19 protein-coding genes are annotated in these 24,209 nt (G+C 71.9%); 6 read left to right on the forward strand and 13 right to left on the reverse strand.

The features are described 5' to 3' along the window. Positions 1–6: 6 nt before the first annotated feature. The 4 genes from KF840_12420 to KF840_12435 are packed head-to-tail and all read right to left on the reverse strand — an operon-like array spanning position 7 to position 4,980. Positions 7–1,038: an NAD-dependent epimerase/dehydratase family protein gene (locus tag KF840_12420; GenBank protein ID MBX3025703.1), complete on the reverse strand. Its 1,032-nt coding sequence runs from the start codon at positions 1,036–1,038 to the stop codon at positions 7–9. Then, on the reverse strand, positions 1,038–3,593 hold the full coding sequence (locus tag KF840_12425; protein ID MBX3025704.1) for an FAD-dependent oxidoreductase: 2,556 nt from the start codon (positions 3,591–3,593) through the stop codon (positions 1,038–1,040). Before KF840_12425 ends, KF840_12420 begins: the two co-directional genes overlap by 1 nt. Then, the gene (locus KF840_12430; GenBank protein ID MBX3025705.1) at positions 3,590–4,012 is read right to left on the reverse strand and encodes a gluconate 2-dehydrogenase subunit 3 family protein; all 423 of its coding nucleotides are present in this window, start codon (positions 4,010–4,012) and stop codon (positions 3,590–3,592) included. The genes KF840_12425 and KF840_12430 overlap by 4 nt, the downstream gene beginning before the upstream one ends. Positions 4,013–4,026: 14 nt before the next feature. Next, the gene (locus tag KF840_12435; GenBank protein ID MBX3025706.1) at positions 4,027–4,980 is read right to left on the reverse strand and encodes an aldo/keto reductase; all 954 of its coding nucleotides are present in this window, start codon (positions 4,978–4,980) and stop codon (positions 4,027–4,029) included. A 118-nt stretch (positions 4,981–5,098) separates the two neighbouring features. Here KF840_12435 and KF840_12440 point away from each other — a divergent pair, with 118 nt between their 5' ends. From KF840_12440 to KF840_12450, 3 genes are read left to right on the forward strand one after another with little or no spacing between them, the layout of a single operon-like run. Beyond that, complete coding sequence (locus KF840_12440; GenBank protein MBX3025707.1) at positions 5,099–7,210, forward strand: hypothetical protein; 2,112 nt, start codon at positions 5,099–5,101, stop codon at positions 7,208–7,210. 52 nt (positions 7,211–7,262) lie between these two features. Further along, positions 7,263–8,966, forward strand: coding sequence for a radical SAM protein (locus KF840_12445; protein ID MBX3025708.1), 1,704 nt, complete (start codon positions 7,263–7,265; stop codon positions 8,964–8,966). A gap of 10 nt (positions 8,967–8,976) precedes the next feature. Next, entirely contained in the window at positions 8,977–10,560 is a 1,584-nt protein-coding gene (locus tag KF840_12450; protein ID MBX3025709.1) for a hypothetical protein, read from the forward strand. Here KF840_12450 and KF840_12455 read toward each other — a convergent pair. Continuing rightward, positions 10,557–11,123 (reverse strand): hypothetical protein, encoded by a 567-nt coding sequence (locus KF840_12455; GenBank protein MBX3025710.1) that lies wholly within the window; start codon positions 11,121–11,123, stop codon positions 10,557–10,559. The genes KF840_12450 and KF840_12455 overlap by 4 nt on opposite strands. A gap of 29 nt (positions 11,124–11,152) precedes the next feature. On the opposite strand from KF840_12455, the gene KF840_12460 reads away from it, so the two are divergent. Then, positions 11,153–12,175: a radical SAM protein gene (locus tag KF840_12460; protein ID MBX3025711.1), complete on the forward strand. Its 1,023-nt coding sequence runs from the start codon at positions 11,153–11,155 to the stop codon at positions 12,173–12,175. A gap of 58 nt (positions 12,176–12,233) precedes the next feature. On the opposite strand, the gene KF840_12465 is transcribed toward KF840_12460, so the two are convergent. Beyond that, the gene (locus KF840_12465; protein MBX3025712.1) at positions 12,234–12,806 is read right to left on the reverse strand and encodes a hypothetical protein; all 573 of its coding nucleotides are present in this window, start codon (positions 12,804–12,806) and stop codon (positions 12,234–12,236) included. 282 nt (positions 12,807–13,088) lie between these two features. Here KF840_12465 and KF840_12470 point away from each other — a divergent pair, with 282 nt between their 5' ends. Beyond that, complete coding sequence (locus KF840_12470; protein MBX3025713.1) at positions 13,089–14,783, forward strand: methyltransferase domain-containing protein; 1,695 nt, start codon at positions 13,089–13,091, stop codon at positions 14,781–14,783. A 121-nt stretch (positions 14,784–14,904) separates the two neighbouring features. Here the strand turns inward: KF840_12470 and KF840_12475 are convergent, their stop codons facing one another. From KF840_12475 to KF840_12485, 3 genes are all read right to left on the reverse strand, one after another. Beyond that, entirely contained in the window at positions 14,905–16,899 is a 1,995-nt protein-coding gene (locus tag KF840_12475) for a hypothetical protein (GenBank protein MBX3025714.1), read from the reverse strand. A 121-nt stretch (positions 16,900–17,020) separates the two neighbouring features. Continuing rightward, a complete protein-coding gene (gene hxsA4, locus KF840_12480; protein MBX3025715.1) occupies positions 17,021–17,347 on the reverse strand; it encodes a His-Xaa-Ser repeat protein HxsA4 in 327 nt (108 codons plus the stop codon). A gap of 54 nt (positions 17,348–17,401) precedes the next feature. Beyond that, positions 17,402–20,764, reverse strand: coding sequence for a DUF4215 domain-containing protein (locus tag KF840_12485; GenBank protein MBX3025716.1), 3,363 nt, complete (start codon positions 20,762–20,764; stop codon positions 17,402–17,404). On the opposite strand from KF840_12485, the gene KF840_12490 reads away from it, so the two are divergent. After that, a complete protein-coding gene (locus KF840_12490; GenBank protein ID MBX3025717.1) occupies positions 20,741–21,034 on the forward strand; it encodes a hypothetical protein in 294 nt (97 codons plus the stop codon). The two genes, KF840_12485 and KF840_12490, sit on opposite strands and share 24 nt — an antisense overlap. A 266-nt stretch (positions 21,035–21,300) precedes the next feature. On the opposite strand, the gene KF840_12495 is transcribed toward KF840_12490, so the two are convergent. From KF840_12495 to KF840_12510, 4 genes are read right to left on the reverse strand one after another with little or no spacing between them, the layout of a single operon-like run. Next, positions 21,301–22,809: a hypothetical protein gene (locus KF840_12495; GenBank protein ID MBX3025718.1), complete on the reverse strand. Its 1,509-nt coding sequence runs from the start codon at positions 22,807–22,809 to the stop codon at positions 21,301–21,303. After that, positions 22,806–23,048, reverse strand: coding sequence for an HxsD-like protein (locus KF840_12500; GenBank protein ID MBX3025719.1), 243 nt, complete (start codon positions 23,046–23,048; stop codon positions 22,806–22,808). Before KF840_12500 ends, KF840_12495 begins: the two co-directional genes overlap by 4 nt. 22 nt (positions 23,049–23,070) lie before the next feature. Continuing rightward, positions 23,071–23,520, reverse strand: coding sequence for a His-Xaa-Ser system protein HxsD (hxsD, locus tag KF840_12505; protein MBX3025720.1), 450 nt, complete (start codon positions 23,518–23,520; stop codon positions 23,071–23,073). A 3-nt stretch (positions 23,521–23,523) separates the two neighbouring features. Then, positions 23,524–24,123 carry a hypothetical protein gene (locus tag KF840_12510; protein ID MBX3025721.1) on the reverse strand — a complete coding sequence of 200 codons (600 nt, stop codon included), beginning with the start codon at positions 24,121–24,123 and terminating at the stop codon, positions 23,524–23,526. Positions 24,124–24,209: the final 86 nt, after the last annotated feature.

Below are 24,209 nucleotides of genomic sequence, written 5' to 3' on the forward strand. Positions count from 1 at the left end.
GCGCCCTCACGACAGGCGCTTCAACAGGGCGAGGATGCCTTCGCGCGCCGGCGACCGGTGCGCCGACCGACCGCGGACGGCGCGCACCGCGTCGCGGTGCGCCAGGTACCAGTCGTAGGACTGGCAGATCATCTCCTCGTTCGACCAGCGCGGCTGCCACTCGAGGTCGCGCACCGCCGGCGCGATGTCGAAGTAGAGGCTGCGACCGTACATCAGCGCGTGGTACGGGCCGAGCGGCGACAGGCCGACGGCGCTGGTGAGCCGCATCGCCGCCGTCGCCAGCCCCATCGGCAGCGCATAGACGCGGCTGCCGGTGCCGGCGTGCCGGCACAGCGCCTCGAGCGTCTGGCGCATGGTGCCGAAGCGGGCGGCGCCGATGTTGTACGTCGCCGGCCCGGGACGCGCGGCGGCGCGCAGACAGGCGTCCGCGAGGTCATCGGCGTGCACGAACTGGTAGACGTTGTCGCCGCGGCCGAGCAGCGGAATCCGCCGCCCCTCGGCGACCCAGTCGAAGAGGATGGCGAAGATCCCGAGCCGGCCGTGGCCGAGGATGGTGCGCGGACGGATGATGGTGACGTCGAGCCCGTCGCGCACCGCCGCCGCCACCGCGTGCTCCGCCTCCAGCTTGGCCCGCCCGTAGGCCTCGAGCGGCCGCGGCGCCACCCCGAGATCGACGGGATTGCGCGCCGGGATGCCGAAGACGGCGCTCGACGAGGTGTGCACCACCTTGGCGACGCCGGCGCCGCGGGCCGCGTCCAGCAGATGCCGGGTGCCGCCGACGTTCACCGCTTCGAACAGGGCGCGATCCTTGGCGAGCGGAACCTGGGCGACGTTGTGGTAGACGACATCGATTCCGGCGCAGGCGGCGCGCACCGCCGGCGCGTCGCGGATGTCGCCGAGGACCAACTCGACGTCGGCCGGGCGGTCGTCCGCATCCACCAGGTCGAACACCCGCACCGCGGCGCCCGCGGCGCGCAGGCGGTCGCGCAGGGCGCAGCCGAAGTAGCCGGAGCCGCCGGTGATCAAGACGCGGGCCATCAGAGCGCGAGCCCGTTGGCCAGGCACCAGCGGATCGAGGCGCGCATGCCGTCCTCCAGTGCGACCGTCGGCGCATAGCCGAGATCGCGGCGCGCCGCGTCGATCGAGCAGGCGATGGTGTGCGACATCTCGCCGAGGACGTGCAGCGCCTGCTGGTAGCGGCCCAGCGCCTGCAGGGCGCCGTCGGCGAGGCCCGCCGCCGTGGCGACCATTGCCGGCAGCCGCAACTGGCGCCGGGCGCAGGCGAGGCCGAATTCGTCCTCCAGCAGCCGCCGCACGGTGGCGACGATCTCGTTGATCGCATACGGCCGCGCGTCGGCGATCCAGTACGCCCGGCCGTTCGCCGCCGGCGTCGCCGCCGCCAGCAGCAGGCCCTGGCAGATGTTGTCGACGTGGGCCATCGAGCGCTTCTGCGTGCCGTCGCCGAGGATCGGAAAGCGCCCGGCGCGGATCAGGCGGAAGAACTGCGTCTGCCGCGCCGGCTGATGCGGGCCGTAGAACCAGGGTGGACGGATGATCACCGTCTCGAGATCGCCCGTCGCCTGCGCCGCGCGCACCAGCTCCTCGAGGCGCCGCTTGGACCGGCCGTAGGCCATGTACGGAGCGTACGGCGCCCGCTCGTCGAAGACGTGCTCGGGGCCTGGATTGAAGCCGAAGGGCGAGTTCGAGGACACCGCCACCACCCGGCGCACGCCGGCGCGACGCGCCGCGTCGAGCAGATAACGGGTGCCGTCGACGTTCACGCGCTCGAGCTCCGCCACGCCGTGCGTGGGATGGACGACGCCGGCAAGGTGGAAGAGCACCGCGCCGGCGGCGTCGGCGCACAGGGCCGTCGCCGCGTTCGGATCGGCGATGTCCGCGGAGACGGTCTGCAGCCGCGGCGAGCGGTCGCGCAGCGGCTCGGGATCGAGCGCCGGGTGGACCAGGCAGCGGATCACCTGTCCCGCATCCGGCGGCGGCAGCGCGGGCACGCCGGGCAGCCCGTCCAGCAGCACCTCGACCAGGCGCGTGCCGAGCCAGCCCGGCGCGCCGGTGACGAGGATCGACGGCGGCGCCGTCGGGCGCGGCCCCACGGGGCGCCGCGACCGCCGGGCGTCGTCGAAGCGATCGACGTTGCGCAGCGCCACCGCCATCACCGTCGCCTGCGGATTCACGCCCGGCGAGTCGGGCAGCAGGCTGGCGTCGTTGACGTGGAGGTTGGCGAGACCCCACACCTTTCCGAACGAATCGGTCGCGCACAGAGCCCGGTTCTCGCCCATCGGGCAACTGCTGAACGCGTGCATGCTCGACAGGCCCATGACCGCGGCGGGGAGCGGCTCGCGCAGGAAGGCGCGGCACTGCTCGACCGAGGCGAGCAGCGACGGCGCGCGCAGCGACGGATACACCGCCCTGGCGCCGGCGGCGAACAGGATCTCGCCCAGGCGCGCCAGGCCGGCCGAGATGTTGACGCGATCGGCGTCGGTGATCCGGTAGCGGACGACGACCCCGTCGCGCAGGCCGGGCAGCGCGCGCACCGTGCCGCGGCTGGCGCTGCAGGTGGCGGCGTAGAACATCGCCGCCCGCTCCCAGTCGCGCAGCACCGGCGCCGTGGCCGGCCACGACTCCGCCAGGTGCATGGCGAGAAAGCCCGGCGTGCACACCGAGCCGCCGATGGCGATCGCCGGCGCGAACTCCTTCACCTGGTAGATCGGGAGCACCGAGGCGTGGGCGCGGATCGGCTCGTCGAACAGCGCCGCCGCCTTGATCATCGGGTGCAGGCAGAGATTGTCGCCGACGTTGCGGGTGATGCCGCTGCGCCGCAGCAGCGCCGCCGTCTGCAGCGGCCCGCAGCAGACGAACACCGTGCCGGCGTGGATCACCGCCCGTTCGCGTCCGCTCGCGCTCTGGCGTTCGACGAGCACGCCGGTGATCCGGTCCCCGTCGCGCTCGAGCCGCAGCGCCTGGCAGTCGGGGACGACCCGGGCGCCGGCGGCGCGGGCGCGCGGGAGGAAGGTGCGTTGCATCGACTGCTTGTTGCCGGGAACGAACGAGCTGACGCCGTCGTTCGGCGACTGGCAGCGCGGCACCTCGGCGTAGCGCCACTGCAGGCGCTCGATGCCGCGGCGGAACACCCGCGAGCTGGGCGGTGGCTCGGGCGCGGCCAGACAGGACACCGACAGGGCGCGCTCGAGCTGCTGGAAGTACGGATCGAGCCCCGCCGGCGAGAAGTCGGCCAATCGCGCGTCGCGCGCCCAGCGCTCGTACACCTCGTCCGGCGGCCGGTGCCAGAAGCCGCTGTTGACCTCGGTCGACCCGCCGACGCAGCGGCCCTCGACGTGGGCGATGTTCGGCACCCCGAGCACCGGCGTCACGCCGCCGTTGCGATAGAGCCGCGCGATCGCCTCCGGCGAATTGGTGGTGAGGGAGTTGGTGTCGAGGTCTGGTCCCTCTTCCAGCACCACGACCTCGTAGCCGCGCTCGGCCAGGATCGCCGCGGTGGCGGCGCCGCCGGCGCCGGAGCCGATCACCAACACCTGGGCGCGCGCCGGAAGGGCGGCGGCGGTTGCGGTCGTCATCGCCATGCGCCGCCGAGCGATCCCCCGCCGGCCGGCGCCGAGGCCGGCAAGCGGCCCAGCACCGCGGGATGATCGAAGTAGACCCACAGCGCGGTGCCGCGGATCAGCTTCACCAGGTCGCGCATCGGCGCCAACGGCGCGCCCGCCCACGCCGCCAGGTAGGCGGCCTGCTGCGCGGCGGAGAGCGCGGCGAAGGGTCGGGCATGGCGGAGGATCGGCAGGAGCTGAAAGCCGGCCAACGCCAGTCGCAGCGGCATCCGCAGGTACGGCGGCTGCGCCGCGACCTGGCGGCCGACGTAGGCGGCGACGTCGCGCTGCACGCCGGCGCGTACCGCGGCCTGCAGCGGCGGGAAGTCGGGGAGCACGACGGCGACGATCTGCGCGATCGTGGCGTCGGCGGAGAGCGCGGAGGTCGTCAACGACCGGTGGCGGTTCAGGCGGCCACCCGCCACGGCGCGCTGGCGGCGTCCAGCGTCGCCAGCTCCGCCTCGCCGAGCCGCAGCCCCAGGGCACGGGCGTTGGCTGCCGCCTGCTCGCCGGTCTTGGCGCCGGCCAACGGCACGACGCCGGGCTGGGCGAGCAACCAGGCGAGGGCGACGGCGGCGGGATCGACGGCGTGCGCGGCGGCGATGGCGGTCAGCGCCGCGAGCAGCGGCTGCGCCGCGGCGACATTGTCGGCGGCGAACCACCCCGCCTCGCCGCGCGGCCCCTCGGGGACCGTGCCCGGGGGGTATTTGCCGGTCAGCAGCCCCTGCTCGAGCGGGCTGTAGGCGAGGAGCGCGACGCCGAGCTCGCGACAGGCGTCGAGCACGCCGTCGACCTCCGGCGCCCGGTGCAGGAGCGAATAGCGCACCTGGTTGCTCGCCAACGGCACGTCGTGGCGGGCGAGCGCGGCGTGCGCCTCGCGCATCTCGCCAGCCCGGTAGTTGCTGACCCCGACGGCGGCGATGCGGCCATCGCGCACCGCCGCGGCGAGCACGTCCATTGCCGCCGCGATCGGCACCTCGCCGGAATCGGCCCAGTGCATCTGGTAGAGGTCGACGCGCGGCCGGCCGAGCCGCTTCAGGCTGCCGTCGATCCCCTTGTTGATCGCCGCCGGGCCGCCCCGCCCGGCGAGCGGCGCATACTTGGTCGCCACGACCAACGGCCGCCCGCTGCGCCGCGCCAGAGCGCCGACCAGTTGCTCGCTCTTGCCCCAGCCGTACGCCTCGGCGGTGTCGAACAGGTCGAGGCCGGCGTCGATGCTCGCGGTGAAGGCCTCGACCACGTCTCGCGGCCCGAGATCGCGCTCGTATCCCCAGTACTCGCGATCGCCCCACGCCCAGCAGCCGACGCCGAGCGGCGCGACTTCCAGCGGACCGTGGCCGAGACGCACGCGTGGAGGCATGACGCGGAAACCGGGTGGTCCGCGTTGAGTGGCAGCTCGGGGGCGGTTTCGCAAGCGCGCCGCTCCCGCCGGTGCGCCGGCTTTCCTTCCCGGGATGGAGCGGGTATGCGGCCGAATCATGGCGCACCCGAGGCGCGGCGGTGCGTGGCCGTGCACGCTGCACGTCGTCGGTCTCGCGGTGGCGGTGCTCGCGCTGCTCCCCGCCGGCGGCCGGGCGGCGGGCCCGGTCGACGGCGGCGATGCGGCCGTCCGCGATGGGGCGGCGATCTCGCCCGAGGTCGCGCAACTCCTGTTCGCGCGCCTGGGACCGCTGCGCGAGGCCGATGGCTGCACGCTCGCCCGGCTCGACACGACGCGCTTCCGCATCGCCATGGGGTGGGCGACGCCCGCCGGCGGCGAGCGGCGCGCGGAGCTTGCCACGGCGAGCATGTTCGACGGCGACGCGCGCCGCGTCGGGCCGTGGGCGCTGGCGGTCTCGGACGAGCTGGCGCGCGACTGCCCGGCGACCCTGGCGGCAGTCGAGCGCATCCTCGCCGAGACGGCGCTGCCCGACCGGCCGCTGGGCGTCGATCGCCACCGCGTGGCGCAGGTGAACGACCGCCTGCTCGCCGCCAGCTACCTCCTGTTGCTGGTCGGCACGATCGTCATCCTGCTGCGCGAGCTGCGGGCGCGTCGACCGCCGCCGGCGGCGACGCTGGCGCTGCTCGCCATCTGGGCGGCGGGGCTCGCGCTGCAACTGCTGCTGTCGCCGCGCACCTTCCTGCACGAGTACTACCACGTCGCGGAAACCATCTCGGCCTACCTGGCGGGCAGCAATCCACCGACCTACGGCAACGCCGGTCCGGCGCTCTTCCGCTCCGTCGCCGCGCTCAGCGGACGGCCGGACGACGTCGCGATGATCTTCCTCACCACGGCGGTCGTCTCCTCGCTCGCCATCCCCGCCATCGCCGTGCTCGACCTCACCATCTTCGCCAGTTGGCCGCGCGCCCTGACGGCGGCGGTGCTGCTCGGCGCGCTGCCGTTGCGCCTGCGCTACGCCGCCGCCGAGGACCTGTTCGTGATCCTGGTCACCCTGACCCTGTGGGCCGCGGCATTGGCGATGTCCTACGCCCGCAGCGGCCGCCTGCTCGACGCGCTGATGGCCGCCGTCGCCCTGTCGTTGACCGTGCAGATGCGACCGGAGGGGCTGTTCTTCCCCGTCGCCCTCGGCGCGTTGCTGCTCCTGTGCGCGCCGGGCGCCTGGCGCCGGCTGCGCGATTGGCGGTCGCTGGCGGCGCTCGCGCTGCTCACCGCCCTGCTGATCCCGCGCCTGCTCGACCTGTCACACGCGGTCGGCGACGCCCCGGCGGCGGCGCTGCCCGACCGGCACCGCTTCCCCAGCCACCTGGTGCTGTTCGATCCCGCGGTCACCCCGCCGCTCTACCTGGCGCTGCTGGCCCTGGGAGCGCTGTGGACCGCCGTCCGTCGGCCGGCCCTGCTGCTGTGGGTGGCCGGGGTCTTCACCGGTTACACCGTCTTCGCGCTGTCGCTGTTCGACAACCCGCCCTACAACCTGCGCTCGCAGCTCCTGCCCACCTGCCTGACCGTACTCATCGCCGCCGCCGTGGCGCCGCTGTGGATGGCGTCATGGCGCGGCCGGCGCGGCGCGGCCGCGGTCGGCGCGCTGGCGCTGGTGGCGCTGGCGACGGTCGAGGTCGCCATGGCGCGGCGCTTCATCACCGCCCTGGGCGACCAGCAACTGCAGTGGGCGTTCCTCGAACGGACGGTGCCGGCGCTGCCCGAGCGCGGCCGGCTGCTGACCACGGTCGAGATCGGCGGCCGTAATCTGGACGCCTTTCCGGACCTGCTGCTGCGCCGGGCCGGCAAGCACTACGAGCTGATCGACGTGCGGCGGGCCACGGCCGGCGACGTGCCCTGGCCGGCCAGCGACGGAGACCTGCTCTGGTACCAGGGCATGTTCTGCTACTTCGCCTTCTCCGACGAGGCCCCGCCGCAGCCCCTGAGCCCGCCCTGCCGCGCCGTGCACGAGCGCTACCACCTGCAGCCGCTGGCGGTCAGCGAGCTCGACGCGGTCGGCTACTCGGCGATGGCCTACGCGCCACCGCCCTACCGCATCGGCTTCTTCCGCCTCACATCGCGCGACGACGTCGCGCCTCCCGCCGCCCCCGCGACGGCGCCGCACGGCCCCGACGGACCACCCGGGGATGATCGCCCAGCCCCGGCTAAGTAGTGCTATTTTCTTGCGATACGGAACCCCGCTGGTCTACGATCCCGGATGCGCAATGGGGGTGCACATCAGCGAAGAGGATCGCCGCGCCGCGGCGGTCGTGACGACGTCGGGCACGGGGCACCGCTTCGAGATCCAGCTCGGCCATCTGTGCAACAACCGCTGCGTCTTCTGCTCCAGCGGCCAGCTCACGCAGATGAAACTGGCCCGGCCGGTGCCGTTCGAGCCGATCGCCCAGGCGCTCGAGGAGGCCCGCGCCAGCGGCGCCAACCACCTCACCTTCCTCGGCGGCGAGCCGACGATCCACAAGCGCTTCCTGGACGCCGTCGCCAAGGCGGTGGCGCTCGGCTTCGAGCACATCGTCATCTTCACCAACGGCGTCATGTTCCCCCATCCCGGATTCATCGATTCGGTGACCGCGCTGGGGAAGTTCGAGTGGCGCATCTCGATCCAGGGCGCCACCGAGGAGGCGCACGTCGCCACCACCGGCCGCCCCGACTCGTTCCAGCGCATCGTGCACGGCCTCGGCGAGCTGCAGCGGCGGGGGCAGTTGGTGACGACGAACATGTGCGTCAACGAGCGCAGCTACCGCTCGCTGCCGCACTACCCGGAGCTGCTCACGCACTACGGCGTGCGCCAGCTCCACGTCGACATCGTCCGCCCCGAGAGCACCGGCGAGCGCGACGAGGCCTATCTGCGCGACATCATGCCGCGCTATTCCGACATGGCGCCGTTCTACGCCGCGATGCTCGCCGGCTTCGAGCGCCGCGACCCGGACTTCGACGTCAACGTCGGCAACCTGCCGTACTGCATCCTTCCCGACTGGGCGTCGCGCATTCATCACGGCGGGCAGCAGACGGTCACCAAGTCCTCCGACGCCACCGGGCTCGAGGACGCGATGAACAAGTACGACTGGCAGGCCTCGCTGCGGACCCATCTGCCCGGCTGTGCGTCCTGCGTGTTCCGCTCGCGCTGCACGGGCATTTTCCGCGTCTATCTCGAGCTGCACGGCGGCGACGAGTTCCAGCCGATCAGCCGCGAGCAGTTGCTGGCGATCGATCCCGAGCAGCGCGGCTTCGTCATCCTCGTCGAGCCGCTCCTCGTGCCGCTGCGCCAGGCGTTCGCAGCCGGAGCCATGCCGGCGGGGTGGCGTCTCGAGCGCGAGGCCACCGAAGACCGGCGCCGCCGCATCGAGGTCACCGTCGCCCATCCGGCGTCGGGCGGTCAGATGCGCGTCACCTTCGTCGCCCCGGGCCGCGGCCAACGGCCGGTGCTGACGAGCGCCGCTTATGACGTCGCCGCCGACGCCGATCTCGCCGTCCCGGAGGAGGCGATCGCCGCCCTCCTCGACTGGCTGCGGACCCGGCTGACGAGCGCGGGCGTGGAGGTGACCCGCGCCGACGACGCGGTCGCGCGCGCCCGCCGCAACGCCCTGCTGGCGCACGGGCGGCAGCGCATCGCCCGCCTGACGAGCCTCCTGCAACACGGGTTCGCCGCCCCCGGCTGGCGGTTGGACCCCCTGCGCTGGCCGCACGACACCACCGCCGAGCTCATCGCGCGCGGCCCCACCGGCTCGAGCATCACCGTGCGCTTCAGCCTCGGCGTGCGCGGGACCCGCTCGCAGGTCGGCATCGACTTCGGGGTGAACGAACCCGCCGCCGATGGGCGCGCCCGACCGGTGGTCGATCAGCTCGTCGCCCTGCTGCGCCGCACCCCGGCCGCCGACCGCCCGGCGGCAGGCGCTGCCGCCCTGTCCTGACACCGACCGCATGCCGCCGGCCGCCGCGCTGTTCGTGACAGCGCTGGTCGTCGCTGCCATGGCGAGCGGCGCGTGGTGCGTGGTCGAGATCTGGCGCCACGGCCGCGCCGCGTCCGCGCCATCGTGGGCAGTGGCGGTGGCGCTCGCGTGCGTCATCGGCGGCGGCGGGTGGCTGCGCTACGCCCTGGTCCCGCCGCACCACGCGATGTACCTGGACGAGCCCTGGTACGCGGAGGCGGCGTGCGCGCTGGCGCGCACCGGCGAGGCGTCGCTGTGCACGGAAACCTGGAACGGTCCGGTCTGTACCCCCTACGAGAAGGGCCTCGGCTGGCCGCTGGTGCTGGCCGGATGGGCGCGGCTCGCGGGCTGCGATACGCGACTCGGCATCGAGCTCAACCGGATCCTCGGCACGCTGAGCATCCTGCTGATCGCCGTGGCGGCCCGCTGCGCGGGCGCGCGGTGGTGGCAGGCGGTCGCCGCCGCCGCGCTGCTGGCACTGCATCCGACGCACGTCGCCTGGTCGGCCACCGGCGAGACCAACGTCCCCTCCGCGCTGGCGCTGCTCGCCGGCATCGCCGGAGCCCTGCGCCTGCTCGACGGCGGCGGCCCCGCCGCTGCCGCCCTGGCGATCACCGGGCTCGGCACGGCGACCGCGATGCGCCCCGAATCCCTCGTCGCGGCGGTGATCGCCGGCGCGGTCATCGCCGGCGCGGGCGATCTCCCGCGGCGCCGGCGGCGCGGCGTCGCCGGCGCCGTCGTCGCGGTGGCGCTGCTCGCGGCGCTGTCGGGCCTGCCGCTGTGGACGATGAACGCATCGCTGTCGGGCGGCGCCTTTCTGTCAGCGGGCAACATCGTCCCCGCGATCGCGCGCCTGGCGGGCGGAGCTGGGCTGCGGGTGCACGCGCCGGTGCTCCTGCTGGCCGGCGTCGGCGCGGGGCTGCTGGCGCGGCGACGGGCCGCCGCCGCGGCGCTGCTGCTGGCCACCGGCATCGCGATGGCCCTGGTCGTGCTGGCCTACGACCGCTTCGACGAGCGCATGCTGCTGGCGGCCACGGTGCTGTTGCTGCCGCTGGCTTGCTGCACCGGAGGGCGGGTGGCGGGACGGGCCGACGCGGCAATCGCCGGCGTCGCCGTCGTCCTGGCCGGCGCGCTGTGGTCGACCCCGCTGCGCGCCCTGTCGGAGGTGCCGGAGACGCAGGTCCTCGAGACACGGGTGGCGGTGAGCGCGGCGGCGGTGCCGCTGCCCCCCGGAGCGCTGCTGATCGCGCCGCACCCCTCGGTGCTCGCGGCGAGCGGCCTGCCGCCGGTGATGCCACTGACGGAGGCGCTCGGCGACGACGCCCGCCTGGCAGGGGCGGTCGCCTCCCCGCGGCCGGTGTACTTCCTGTGCGACATGTTCTGCGAGCCCGGCTACCCCGTCGGCGGCGCGCCCTGCGAAGGGATCTTGCGGCGGTTCAGCCTCGTGCCGGCGATCGAGGTCGGCCTGAACACGCGGACCTACGGTCTGTACCGCGTCCTGCCAGGCAGGCCAGGCGCCGCCCCGCCCCGCTGCCCGGACAGCCGGTACCACGCCAGCGTCGAGCCGCCCCGCTAGCGCACCGCCGGCCCGCGCCCCCTGGCCGCCGGCGCGGCATCCCAGGGATTCGCGCCGGCGGGGGAAGAAATGGCTTGCGCGGCTTCGCCACGGTGGGCTAGCTCGGTTGAGAGGGAACGCACATGGGCTACGGGCACGGCCACGACGATTGTCACCATCACCATCACGACTGCGGCGACCACGGCGAGCACCGCGACCGCGGCCGGGATCGCCACGACTGTGGCCACGGCCAGCACGGTTGTGACCACCACCATCGCGGTGGCCATGACCATCGCGACGATCATCACCGCGACGATCGCGACTTCGACGAGAAGCGGGTCATCGACACGATCGTCCACCTGGTCGCCGAGCGCGTCGATCGCCTGCTCGAGGACCGGGAGGGTCGGGCGGCCGGGCAGCGTCACGACGGTGGCGACGAGAAGCGCATCATCGACCTCATCGTCCGCCGCGTTGCGGAGCACGTGCGCGAGGTCGTGGCCGACGAGCTCGATCGCCGACTGGGCGCGCGCGAGACGGCCGCGACGCCGCCGCGCACCGACGAGCCGGGCTGAACGCTCAGGCACGGGCCTCCGCCCCGTGCGACCGCGGCACCATGCCCGCGACCGACCGCCCCCCGGCGCCGCAGACCCTCAAGGTGCTGCGCAAGCGCGTCAGCGACGACGCGCCGATCACCGCCCGCAGCGCCGTGCTGTTCCGCTTCGGCGAGCAGTGCAATTACCACTGCCCGATGTGCAGCAACACCGGCGAGCGGGCGCTGTTCTTCCGCGATACCGATGAGCTGCTGCGCCGTGCCGCCTTCCTGCACGGGCTCGGCTTCCGGCGCGCCGTCATCACCGGTGGCGAGGCGACGATCCATCCCGGGTTCTGGACCGTGGTGGAGCGCCTGTTCGGCTACGGCATGGTCTGGGACACCAACACCCACGGCCGCACGTACGCGACGCCGGGATTCGCGACCCGAGCCGTCAGCACCGGCCTGCGGCGCGCCATCGTCTCGCTGCACTCGCACATCCCGGCGACGAGCGCGGCGATCTTCGGCACCCGCGAGGCGTCCCACCACGGCACCGTCGCCGGCATCGAGCAGCTCCTCGCCGCCGGAGTCGCGGTGATGGTCAACTGCGTGCTCAACGAGCTCAACCTGCCGCACCTCGAGGAATACGTCTCGTGGGCGCGGGACCGCTTCGGCCCGCGGACCACGTTCAAGCTCGTGTTCCCGTCGACGATCGGCAAGGGCGGCGGCTGGTCCGCCATCGCCGCCCTGCGCTTTCGCGACGTGCGCGACACGATGCAGCGGCTGCGCGCACAGGCGGCGGCGCGCGGCACGCGGCTGTTCTTCGAATCGTTTCCGAGCTGCGTGCTCGGCGATGCCAGGGCCCACAACCTCGGGCGCTCGGCGTTCGGTGAATCGCACTATCTCGACGACGCGACCGGCGATCGCGTCTACTCGATGCGCCACATCGAGGCGCAGCTCTCCGGCTACGGCGAGCACTGCCGCGACTGCGCCGCGCTGCGCCGCTGCCCGGGCGTCGCGCTCGCCTACCTGCGGCGCCACGGCGACGCCGAGTTGGTGCCGTTCACGGCATCGGACGACGTAGCCGCGCCTGGCGCCGTCGCCTGAGCGACCGCGCGACCAGCAGGAGTGCGCGCGGTCACACCGACGCCGCAGGCGGCGCGGGTCAGTGGTCGTTCGCCGCCGGCCGCCGATCCCCCCTCGCGCGCCGGCGCCCGAAGAGTCGCAATAGGGCGCGGCCGGCCGCCGAGGCCAGCATCACCGCCATGGCGCCGGCGACCGCAGTCGGAAGAATCCTCGACGAGGGCCGCGGCCCGGCGCCGTCCGTGCGCATCCACGCGAAGTCGCGTTCGCGCTCGCGGACGCGCTGGGCCAGCGCGTCGACCAGCCCGGGCGGCGGGCCGCCGCTCTTCACCGCGATCGCGAAGCGGTCGGTGCGCAGGCTCGCGGCCGGCGCCACGTCCGGGTGAACGAGCTGCACCACGACCTCGCCGCTCGGACAGGCATACGTCGCCGACACGGCGGTGCGCGCGATCTCGCCGTGCGCGAGCGTGCAGTTCCCGGGCAACGTCTGGCCGGTGCCCAGCATGTCGGCGAACAGCGGCTCGAGGCCGGCCGGGATGAACACGTCCTCCGTCCCATCGCCATCGACAGCCAGCGTCGCGTGAGGAGCGGCGCCGCCGGCGACCAGCGCCATCACGGCGCAGCCGGTGAGCAGCGGCGGGAGAACGCGCGGCATCGGCGCCGTCTAACCGGACCGGACGGAAGCGGTCAAATCGCCGCGGCGTGGGGGTCGCTGGGGCGCGGGAGCGCCGAGCGCGTCACGCGTCCGGCGATGCACGATTGCGTTTCGAGTCGCCGCGCGATGTGACACAACGACAGCGATGAGCGAGCTCCGCCAAGGGGTGGGGGTGGGGACGGCGCGGCGCCGGTCGGGGGACACGCCCGGCCACCCCGCCCTCCGCCTCCCGGCCGGCCTCCCTGGCGGAAGCCATCGCGCCGCTTTCCCCCTGCTCCGCCGATGAGACCGCACGGCGATTCGCTGTTCGTCTGGACTGGGGGGGCCTGCTCGTCGGGCTGCCCGGCCTGTCCGATCATCGCCTCCCCACCAGGCGCGGACGCCATGGCCGCCGATGCCCTGTGGCCGTTGCTGGCGCAAGCGGCACCGGGACGGTTGGTCGTGCTGCTGGGCGGCGAGCCGCTGCTGCGGCGCGATCTGCCGCGGCTGCTGGCCATGATCCGTGCCGCGGGTGGCGTGCCGGGACTCGTCACCACGGGACGGGCGCTGGTGTATCCCAAATGGCGCGAGCGCCTCCGGCGCGCCGGCGTCGAGTATCTGCGCGTGCAACTGTTCGGGGTCGGCGAGGCCCACGATCGCGCCACCGCCACTGCCGGCGCCTACGCGCAGACCATCGCGGGCCTGCAGGCGTGGCAGCGCGAGGGGGCGGGGGCGTGTGACGTCGACGTCGCGCTGTCGACGCGCGGCGCGGACCTCGATCAACTGCTCCCGGCCCTGCGCCAACTGGCGGCCGACCTCGAGCCCGCGGAGGCCGCCATCGTCGTCGCCGTCGACCCCGGAGACCCGGCCGCCGGCGCGGCGATCCGGCGCGGCGCCGCGGCGCTGGCGGACTGGAACGCCGACGAATCGCGACCGCTCCTCGTCTGGGAGGTCGCGGCCGATGGGCTCGCCGAGCTGTCGCTGCGGATCGCGCCGCCGCGCCCCGTCTTCATCGGTCCGGCGCCGCCGGCGACGTGCCTCGGCGCCAGCGCCGCGCTGGCGCGCGCGGGCGCGCCCGCCGATGCGCGGCCGCGCGCGAACTCCTTCAACTACGTGCGCAGCGGGCTGAGCGTGGCGGCGACCGATCGGGCCGCGACCTGCGACGCGTACGCGAAGGGCGCCGGCATCGATCCCCTGCGCCAGCTCTGGCTGATCGAGGGCGACCGCCTGCTCCAGCACGTCACGGACACCGGCGACTTCGACGACCGAGAGATCGCGGCCGTCAAGGACCGCTCGAGCCATCTGTTCTTCGACCGCGCCGCGCCGGGAACGCTCGATGACATCAGCGAGGGCATGCGGCGGATCCTGCCCGACCCGCTGTGCGGCTCATGCATCCAGCGCGCCGGCTGCGGGCGGCGCTTCCGCCTCGTCGAGGAAGCGCCGTTCGCGCGCCAGGAGGCATGGATCGGCCACTACGTCGCCGGACTCTGCGGCGAGGTGCTCGACGTCGGCTGCGGCGAGCAGCCGTACGGCGAGGTGCTGGCGCCGCTGCTGCGCTCCGGCGTCGTCCGCTACACCGGCCTGGACCCCGACCAGCGCAGCCTCGAACGCGCGCGCGCCGCACTGCCGGGAGGACGATTCCAACTCGGCGGCATCGAGGATTTCACGGCGCCCCGGGGGCGCTACGACCACCTGCTGTGCCTGCGCTCGTTGAACCACGTCTTCGATCTCGACGAGGCGTTCGCGCGCATGGCCTGGCTGCTCAAACCCGGCGGCGCTTTGTTGATGGTGGAAACGACGCCATTTGCGATGGTGCGCCGGCCGGAGCAGGTTGCCGCCGCCGACCGGGCGCCGCGCGCCGGGCATCAGCACTTCCGCAACGTCGCCAGCGACGAGGTGCTGCCCTTCGTGCGACGGCACCGGATGCGCGTCGTCACCCACGAGCCGTCGAGCTTCGCATCCACCAATCAGTGGATCCTGGTGCTCGAGCGCGTGTGAGCGCGACGTCGGTCGGGCGGCCCGGCTCCACGCCGTCGCGGTGAAGACGGCGGACCGCTCGTGGGGGTCGGGGTACGCAGGGTGGGCGCGCGGCGCGCGCCCACCCTGATCCCGTGGCGCCTCAGGGCGCGATGGCTCCGAACTTGCCGGAGTCGTTCTTCTTGGTCTGCTGCAGCGAGAACTGCGCGTCCCAGCACATGCCGTCGCTGGCGTAGACCTGCGCGATGACCGGGTACTGGAAGGGCAGATCCTCGGTATCGGGCAGCGCGTTGCCCTTGGCGACGAACTTCACCTGGCCGCGGTCCAGATTGCTGCCCTTGGTCTTGATCAGCTTGACCCCGTCCGCGGTCGCGGTGCTGTTGAGGTACTTGTAGCCCTTCGGCGCCAGCGGCGGGCCGAGTGGCGACCACCCGACGCCCGGCGGAACGCCCATCGCCATCTGCACCCCGCGTCCATCGTAGATGCAGAGCTCGTAGCGCGTGCTCTGGGTCGGATTCCCCATGTCCGGCACCAACGCCGGTCCGCCCTTCCAGAGGAACTTCACGCTGTCGCCGCTGTTGGACGAGGCATCGCGGATCTTCAGCACGGCCTTGCTGGCCGTCGTGCAGGTGTTGGACGGCTGGCCGCTGTACTGGCAGCCCTGCAGCGGATCGCAGGAGTCCTGGGTGCACGAGTTGCCATCGGAGCAATCGCGGTTGCTGCCGAAGACGCAGGCGCCATTGCCGTCGCAGGCGTCGATCGTGCACACGTCGTTGTCGTAGTTGCAGGGCGTGTTCGCCACCGCCTTCGCGTCGCCCGGACACTTCTGACCGGCGCTTCCGGGGCACTGCTCGACCAGATCGCAGGCGCCGGACGAGGCGCGGCAGACCGTGCTGCTCGACAGCACCACGTTGGCCGGGCACGCCTGCCCCGGGATCGCCGTGCAGTACTCGTTCGGGTCGCACATGTCGCCCGAGCCGACGCGGCAGATGGTCGACGGGTTGGCGACGACGTCCGCCGGGCAGCCCTGACCCGGGATGCCGGTGCAGCGCTCCTCCGGATCGCAGACGTCGCCGGAGCCGGGACGGCAGATGACGTTGATCTTGGTCGGCGCGTCGTCGGCCGGGCAGGTCGCGCCGGGGACGCCGGTGCAGGTTTCGGGCAGATCGCAGAAGTCGCCGACCGAGCCGACGCGGCAGACGACGGCGGTGTTCGTCGGGGCGTCATCGGGCGGGCAGCCCTGGCCGGGCACGCCGGTGCAGAGCTCGTTCTGGTCGCAGATGTCGCCCGAGCCGGCGCGGCAGACGTTGCCCATGTTCAGCGGCGCATCGTCGGCCGGGCAGAGAGCGCTGACGCCGGTGCACTGCTCGCTGAGATCGCAGGGCGCTCCCGCGCCGGGGCGGCAGATTTCGCCCGCGGAGCGGAACGTACAGGAGGATGTGCAGCAGGAGCCCTGGGTGCCGTTGGCGGCGCCCTGGTCACACTGCTCGGGGTTGTCGACCACGCCGTCGCCGCAGTCGGAGTAATAGAAGGCGACGTCGACACGGCTGATGTCCGACGGGGGAGCGGACGAGCTGGTGTGCGTCGGATTGTACAGGCCGCTCAGCGCATAGCCGAGGGCGAAGTTGACGTTGCTGGCCTGCACGTCGACCCGCACGGTGAAACTGCTGCCGCTGGTGATCTGGAAGAGACGCTGGATGTCGCCATTGGCATTGTCGGCAGGATTTCCCCCCGTGGAGACCACGGTTCCGCTCCCGCCGGTCAACGTCAGCACCAGCCGATTGTTGACGGCCAGAATGCCGTTGAGCACGTCGTTGATGCTGGTCGTGCTGGAGTAGGTGATCGAGCTGCCGGAGCTCGTCAGATAGCGGAAGATCGACGCCCCCGACGGCTGGGTGTTGTCCATCGTGTTGCCGTTGGCGCTGGTGTTGTTGCGCAGCCCAAAATACACCTTGGTGTGGGCTGACAGATTCACACCGGTGCACGTCAGCGTCGCGCCACTCGCGATGCCGGTCGTGCCCGCCACCGTGCAGCTACCGCCACCGGGCAGATTGTAGACCGGCCCACCGGTCAGAATCAGCGCCGAAGCGTTGGCGGCGAAGCCGATCAGCGCGATCAGCCCGACGGCGACCGCCACAGCGCGGCGCCGGTTTCCCGTTCCTCTCACGGCGCGCCTGGCGGCCGTGCATCCCCCCTGGAACCGAGCTCCCATCATTGTGCCTCCGGTGCGATCATCCACTTCGCCGGCTGGTGCTGGCTCACCACGAGCCGTGCGAGCCGTGGCTCCCGTGACTGCCGTGCGAGCCGTGACTGCCGTGTGAGCCGTGCGAGCCGTGGCTCCCATGACTGCCGTGCGAGCCGTGCGAGCCATGCGAGCCGTGGCTGCCGTGCGAGCCGTGCGAGGCGTGCGACATGTGCTGGGCCAGCAGCAGTTTCTCGCTGTTGGGCTCGCTGCGCAGCGCGTTGGCCGCGTCCGCCGTGTCGAGATTCGCAACCGGCTTCACGGCCTGCTGCGCTTCTTCGCGGCTGAGGAAGTCCAAGGGCTGCTTTCGCAGCGAGGGCAGCGTGTTCTTCTTTTCACTCATGGTGTCCTCTTCGTCCTCTTCGGCTCTGCCTAGGGTTCAACGATCAGACGCAATTCAGGGCGCTGGAGTCAGATTCGCGAACAGGGACATGAACTGGCCGCTGCGCGACACTTCGACGCCCTGCAGGCTGAGCCCGAAGAATTGCGGCAACGGGAATCCGGACAGCGCCCCGGCCAGACTCGGGATCAGCGGCTGCACGAGCGCCGGGAGCACCGCCTCGACCTGCGCCTCGCTGGCGCCGATCGGATTGTCGATGATCGCGATCGTCAGATCGCTGAGCGGCGGCGGGGTCAGGTTGATCGACAGACCGGACCCTCCGAAGGTGAGGCTGAGACCGAGGCGCGCATCGAAGGCGCCCGACATCCACACGGTTTCGGGTCCCGGCTGGACGATGTTGATGAGCACCTGGGCCAGCTTCAGCTCCGTCAGCTCGCCCGCCGGGCCATTGTTGCCGGTGACGATCGGCGCGATCGTCGGCAGGACATCGATGCGCAGCGGCGTCGCCGGCGGGAGCTGCGCGAACTCGGGCACGATCAGCGACAGCAGCGTCGAGTCGAGCGGCAGCGGCGGCGCACCGCCCGGGCCGTCCAGATCGATCTCGGTGAGCGAGGTGCGCATGATGCCGCACTCGGTCTGGCCGCGCAGCAGTTGGTTGAATCCCGCCGTCGAGATGGCGATCCCCATGCCGTAGGGCACGTGCGCGACCGGGGTGTTGGGACCGAAGGTCGGGAACGCCTCCGCCTTCGAGTACGAGCGCGTCAGGATCGGGGCGCCAGGCGGCGGCATGCACTGGCCAGGCCCGGTCCCGACCGACACCGTGAAGCGCGAATGGGCGCCGATGGTGATCCCATCGTTGTCCTCGGCGACCAGGAACATCGGCGCCTCGAAATTCAGGCCCAGCCCTTCGCCCACGGGGCCGGAAATCGAGATGCCGGCGAGCGTGGACTGGATGGCGGCGGCAATCGGGCTGTCCTGCGGTCCGGGGCCGTCGGGGTCCTTGAGGAAGCCGGCGATCCCATCGGTCGTCGCCTGCTGGATGTCGGGCAGCAGCGATTGGATGATGTCGCCGATCACCGGCGCGCTGCACAACCCGTAGGTGAACGAGTAGTTGAAGCCCGAGAACTGCGTGTTGAGCGGGTTGGTGATCTGGTTCACGTCGATGTCGTTGTGCGGATTGCCCGCCGGCTCGAGCGTGAAGTTGCCCGACAATCGCAACTGGTTGGCGGTCAGGCGCAGGCCGCAATTCGGCACCAGGCCGCTGCCGACGATGTCGACGTCGACGCGCAGGTTGTTGATGCGGATGTCGCCGAACACCGAGTTGACCTGCGAGTCCATGAACAGTTGGAAGCTGCCGAACGACGGCGGCGGGTTGGCGATCTTCACCTGCGCGCTGCCCCAGCAGCCGATGACGGAGATGAAGCACTGATCGATCAGCACCGTGCCCGGCGGCAGGAGTTGCGCGAAGTCGAACTGGCCGGCGGCCAGCCCGGCGACCAGGGGCTCCAGCGAGTCGAGGCCGCTGTCGTTGATGCGCAGGGCGACGCTCTGCGGCGAGAAGGCCCCGTTGGCGACCGACTGACCGTTGATGATGACGATGCGATCGTTGACGCCGTCGCCGTTGGCGGTGTTGGTCGCGCGCACCCGCACCGGGTTGAAGATCGCCGACGAGTTGAGCGTCACGGTGTGCGAGAAGGTCCGGTTGGCGGTGTTCACCGACTGGGCCGGGACGCCGTTGACGGTGATCGCCACCTGGCCGGGCGGCAGCAGCGTGTAATGGCCGGTGATCACTTGCGTGCCCGCGGTGGTGAAGGTGCCGTTGGCCGGCGAATCGATCACGACTTCGTACTGGTTGCAGCTCGTCCCGATGCACAGCCAGCCGGCTTCGTTGCGACATCCCGCCGAGCAACCGTCGCGGCTGACGGTGTTGCCGTCATCGCACTGCTCGGCCCCTTCGAGGATGCCATTGCCGCAGGTGGGCACGCAGAGGCTGGGCTGCCCGTTGCACGAATAGCCCGCCTCGACGCGACAGTTCGCGCGGCAGCCGTCGCCGTTGACGTGGTTCCCGTCGTCGCACTCCTCGCCCGGGTCGAGGAGACCGTTGCCGCAGTCCGCCGTGCAGACGCTGGGCTGGCCGAAGCAGGTGTGGCCGGGCTCCTGGCGGCAGAACTGTCCGGAGCAGCCGTCCCCGCTCACGGTGTTGTGGTCGTCGCAGGTCTCGAAGCCGCGGATGAAGCCATCGCCGCAGACGGCGGTGCAGTTGCTGGGTGTGCCGGTGCACTGGAACCCGGGCTCGACCTGGCACAGGAACGAGCAGCCGTCGCCGCTGATCAGGTTGCCGTCGTCACACCCCTCGGCGCCGCGCTTCAGGCCGTCGCCGCACTTCGGCGCGCAGACACTCGGCACGCCCGAGCACAACCAGCCCGGTTCGATCTTGCACGTGCTGCTGCAACCGTCGCCGGACGCGGCGTTGTTGTCGTCGCAGGTCTCGCCGGGCTGGATCGAGCCGTTGCCGCACACGAAGGTGCAGACGCTCGGCGCCGTCCCGGTGCAGTTGTAGCCGTCCTCCACCTGGCAGGTGCTGGAGCAGCCGTCGCCGTTGTTGCGGTTGTGATCGTCGCAGGCCTCGCCGTTGTCCTCCTCGACGGTGCCGTTGCCGCACTTCTTCTGGCAGACGCTCGGGGCGCCGCTGCACTCGTAGCCGCTCTCGACCAGGCAGCCGCTGGAACAGCCGTCGCCGTTGGCCGTGCCGCCGTCGTCGCACGACTCGCCCGCGTCGAGCACGCCGTTGCCGCACTGCTGGGTGCAGACGCTCGGCTGGCCGCTGCACGACCACCCGCCCTCGATCGAACAGTGACTCGAGCAACCGTCGTTGTCGTTCGTGTTGCCGTCGTCGCAGGACTCGCCGTTCTGCAGGATGCCGTCCGGACACTCGCTGCCGCAGCTACCGTTGTTCGACTCGCCGTCGTCGAACAGGTCGCAGTCGCGCGAGAGCCCATTGACGGCATTCATCGTCAGACAGAGCTGGCAGGCCGACTCGCGCTTGAGGCAGTCGGTGGCGGCATTGGCATCGCTCGCATCGCAGGGGCCAAAGGCGGCGCCGACATTCACCGCGGCGCAGTTCTGCAGGATCGCGCCGCCGATCTTCGAGTCGCAATCGGCGAGGATGTGGCCGAGCGGATCGGGTTGGCCGGCGGTGCCGATGCCGAGACAGGCGTCGGTCAGACTGGCGGCGTCGGTCGCGATCCCTTTGCGCAGGGCGTTCTTCTGGCACTTCAGATATTCCCGCAGGCGTCGGTCGGTACACTTGAGCAGGGTGGAGGCGACCCTCGCCTGACAGGAGGCGCCGATCGCGTTGCCGATCAGTCCGGTGTTGAGGTTGCGCGCGATCGTCTCGTGCGCGAGGTCGATCTGCGCCAACGCGGCTCGCGGGTATCCGACATCGATTGGGCTGATGCCGAACGCGGGGGTGCTGCCGTTGCAGAGCTGGGCGGCCTTGGTGGCGGCCTTCGTCGCCGCCTTCTCCAATCGGTGCTTGACGTCCGATCGGACGCAATCCTCGGGCGTCATCGACGCGAGCCGCCCGCTGGCGAAGTCAGCCAGACATTGGCTGACGATCTTGCTCTGCGCCGCGGCGACTTTTCTCAGTCCCTGATTGAAGGCGGCGATACACCGCTGATCGAGCGGTGAGACTTGAGCAGTCGTTGCGCTGGCGCACATCAATCCGCCCAGCAACGTCGCGGCAATGGCCCACACCTTGCGCTTCGCCACTCGCATTCCCCCTCGCCGGTCCCTTAACACTGCCCGCCCTCGCAAGTCCACGAAAAAGCTGATCGGCGATGTCGAATTGGTGGTACGACCAGTGACCAACGGGCGCCGCTTTTTCCCAACGGATCGCCGCGCCGGACCGGGTCGCAGGCGGTTGTCCCGGCACCCAAGCGGTGCCCGAAACGGACTCAAGGGGGCGGGATCGAAATGCGCGTCGGCGCCGCGACGCGCAACGCGGCCGCCGACCAGCGACCGAGTATCTCGCGCGTCGCGGCGTCGCTCTCGTCACCCAGGAGCTCGAAGAGCCGGGTCGAGATGGCGAAGTGCTCCTTGCACTGCAGACAGCGCAGCCGGTGCCCGAAGAGATCGCGCTGGGTGAGATAGTTCTGCACCGGGCTGAAGCCGCAGTAGGGCTTGTTCCAGCAGGTGGCGCACATCGGCTGCGCATCGAGCAGCGAGGCCGCGGCAATGGCGCGGACGGTGGGATGCTTCACCACGTCCGGCAGCGCCAGATCGCGCGCGTTGCCGATCGCGAACAGCGCGTCGCCCATCGCGTCGGCGAGGCGCGCGTCGTCGTCGGGGAACATCTGCCCGTCGACGCCGTAGGCGAGCTGCGCCGTGCCGCCGCCGTAGGGCGACTGCAGGTCGACGGCGCCGACGTCGTCGCTGCTGAGGATCTTCGTCAGGACGATCGACGCGGTCTGCTCGCGCAGATCGAGGCCGCGGCGGTTGCGCGCCAGCAGATCGTCGAGCGTCCGGCGGTAGAAGTCGAGGTAGGCGTCCATCGCGTAGCCGACGCTCGGCCACGTCGCCGCCGGCACGCGCCACGCCGGCAGCGGCTGCAGGTGGATGGTTCGCAGGCCGCGCGCCTCGTACTCGTCCACCACGTCCTGCCCGCGCCCCAGGGTGTCCCGCGTCACGGTGAGCAGCGCCCGCACCTGCCACCGCTCGGGATCGCGCTTCAGCTCGGCGTAGCGGCGGGTGAAATAGTCGAGCCAGCGCACCACGTCGGCGTGCGCGGCGCCGCCCTTCCAGGCGCGGACCGCGTCGTGCAGCGCCGCCGGCCCGTCGAGGCTGGTGGTGATCTGCACGTCGTTGGCGAGCAGCCACTCCGCCCGCTCCTCGGTCATCTCGGCGAAGTTGGTCAGCACCCCGATCGTCAACTGCTTGCCCGTGGAACGCGCATTGCGCTCCCGCGCGACCTCGACGAGGCGGCGCACGGCGTCGAAATTGCGCAACGGCTCGCCGCACTGTCCCTGCAGCTCGAGGCTCACCGCCGGCGACGTGCTCTCGAGGGCGCGCTCGGCGATCCGCTCCGCGGTGTCGAGGTCCATGTCGAGCCCGGCGTCCCCGCCCGCCGCGCCGGTGCTGCCCGGCGTGCCGCGCAGGGTCACGGTGACCACATGCAGCGCCGCGCCGCGGCGAGCCGTGCGACTGCGCTGCGCCATCCGCGCCGCCAGCGCGTCGAGGTCGAGCCCGTCGCGCAGGACCCCAAGACGCTGCAGCTCGGCGAAGAGCGGATGCCCCTCGACGATCCGCCCGGCGAGCAGATCGGCCAACTCGGCCTCGCTCAGCAGGGCCCAATCGCCGCCATCGGTGGTGACCACGACGCGGTCGGCGACCCGCCCCCAGCGGAAGAACCCGAGCGCTTCCGGGACCAGCTCCGGCGCCGTCAACGTCAGGCTGCGCTCCGTCACGCCGCGCCCTCGTCGAGCGCTGCCTGGCGGCGCCGCGCGATGGTCTCGTAGAGCACGTGGTTGGCGAAGGCGTGCACCACGGTCGCCAGATCGTACTCGCGGGCGTCCGAGATCACCGCCACCGTCGCCTCGGCAGCGGTTTCGACCGCCACCGTCGCATACGGATTGTAGACCTCAGCCGCCGCCACCACCGCTTCGGGCAGATAGAGAGATCGATCGAAGGTGATCCGCTCCGTCATCGCGAGAGACCCGTGCCGGCGATCACGACTCGGCGTCGCCGGGCGTCTTCCCGTGCTTCTCTTCCCACGGCACCATGATCTCGAGCGGATCCTCGAGCAGCTCCTCCGACTCGAGCTCGGCGAGCAGCTCGTCCACCGACGGCGCCGCCGTCACGGCGCGCAGCGCCGCCGCCGTGTAATACTCGCGGATGCGGGCGGTCGATTGGGAAAGCTGCAGCCGCGTCGCCTGCGCCAGCAGCTCGTTGGCGAATTCCCCAGCCAGCGCTTCCAGGGCTTGCTCACTGGCCTCTTCGCGCGCCGTCAGACGCGTCAGCACCGCGCCCGACGACGTGCGGGACAGGAAGACGTAGCAGCGTTCGAGGAAGAGGTAGCAGGCTCCGTAGAGCGCTTCGAGCGGGTAGACGCTCTCGTCGACTTCGAACGAGATGTGATCCTGACCCAGGGAGAATCCGAGACGCGTCTCCTTGCTCACCACCTACCTCAGACGGTGATCCGCGCCCGTGAAGCGGCGCAGCCGTTCCTCGTGCGGCAGCAGCGCGGCCAGAACGGTCGCCTGCTTCCGCTCGTTGGCCGCCAACACGTGCGCCACCTGGGCGATGGCCTGGGCCAGGCTCTCGTCGGTCGCGAGGTCGCCCTGCCCACCGTTCATCACCACCAAGTCGATGCCGTCGGTGAAGACGAGCCCCTGCGGGCGGCCGTCATTGCGGCACAGGTGAATGCGATGCGTGCGGCCGCGCTCGTTCTGCAGCGTCAACACGCAGGTGCCGTCGACCGCGCCGGTCAGACCTGACACCTGCCAGCCGCTGCCGAGCGAGGAGCCCATCTCGAGCGGCCGCAGGAGATCCCACGGCGCCTCGGCGAGCGCGGTCTCGGGAAGGCCACCGGCACCGGTCGGCGCCAGGGCGCTCGGCTGCTCCGGAATGTCGACACTCGGTTGCGGCGCCTTTGGCTCGAGCCGATTCGGCTCCGCCACCATACCCTGACGCGGCGCCATGCTGGCCCCCGCCGCCTTGGCAGCGACGATGATGGCCCCACTGGCGGCAATTTTTCCTACGACGTCCCGGCGTGACAGCATTTGCTCCTCCTTCCCCTGAACGGGTCCCTACCACAGCGCTGAGTTGAGGCGCAACGCCAATTTCAGCGCCGCGCATGAGCCCATCC

The organism is bacterium (genome assembly GCA_019637795.1).
Taxonomy (GTDB): domain Bacteria; phylum Desulfobacterota; class Binatia; order HRBIN30; family CADEER01; genus JAHBUY01.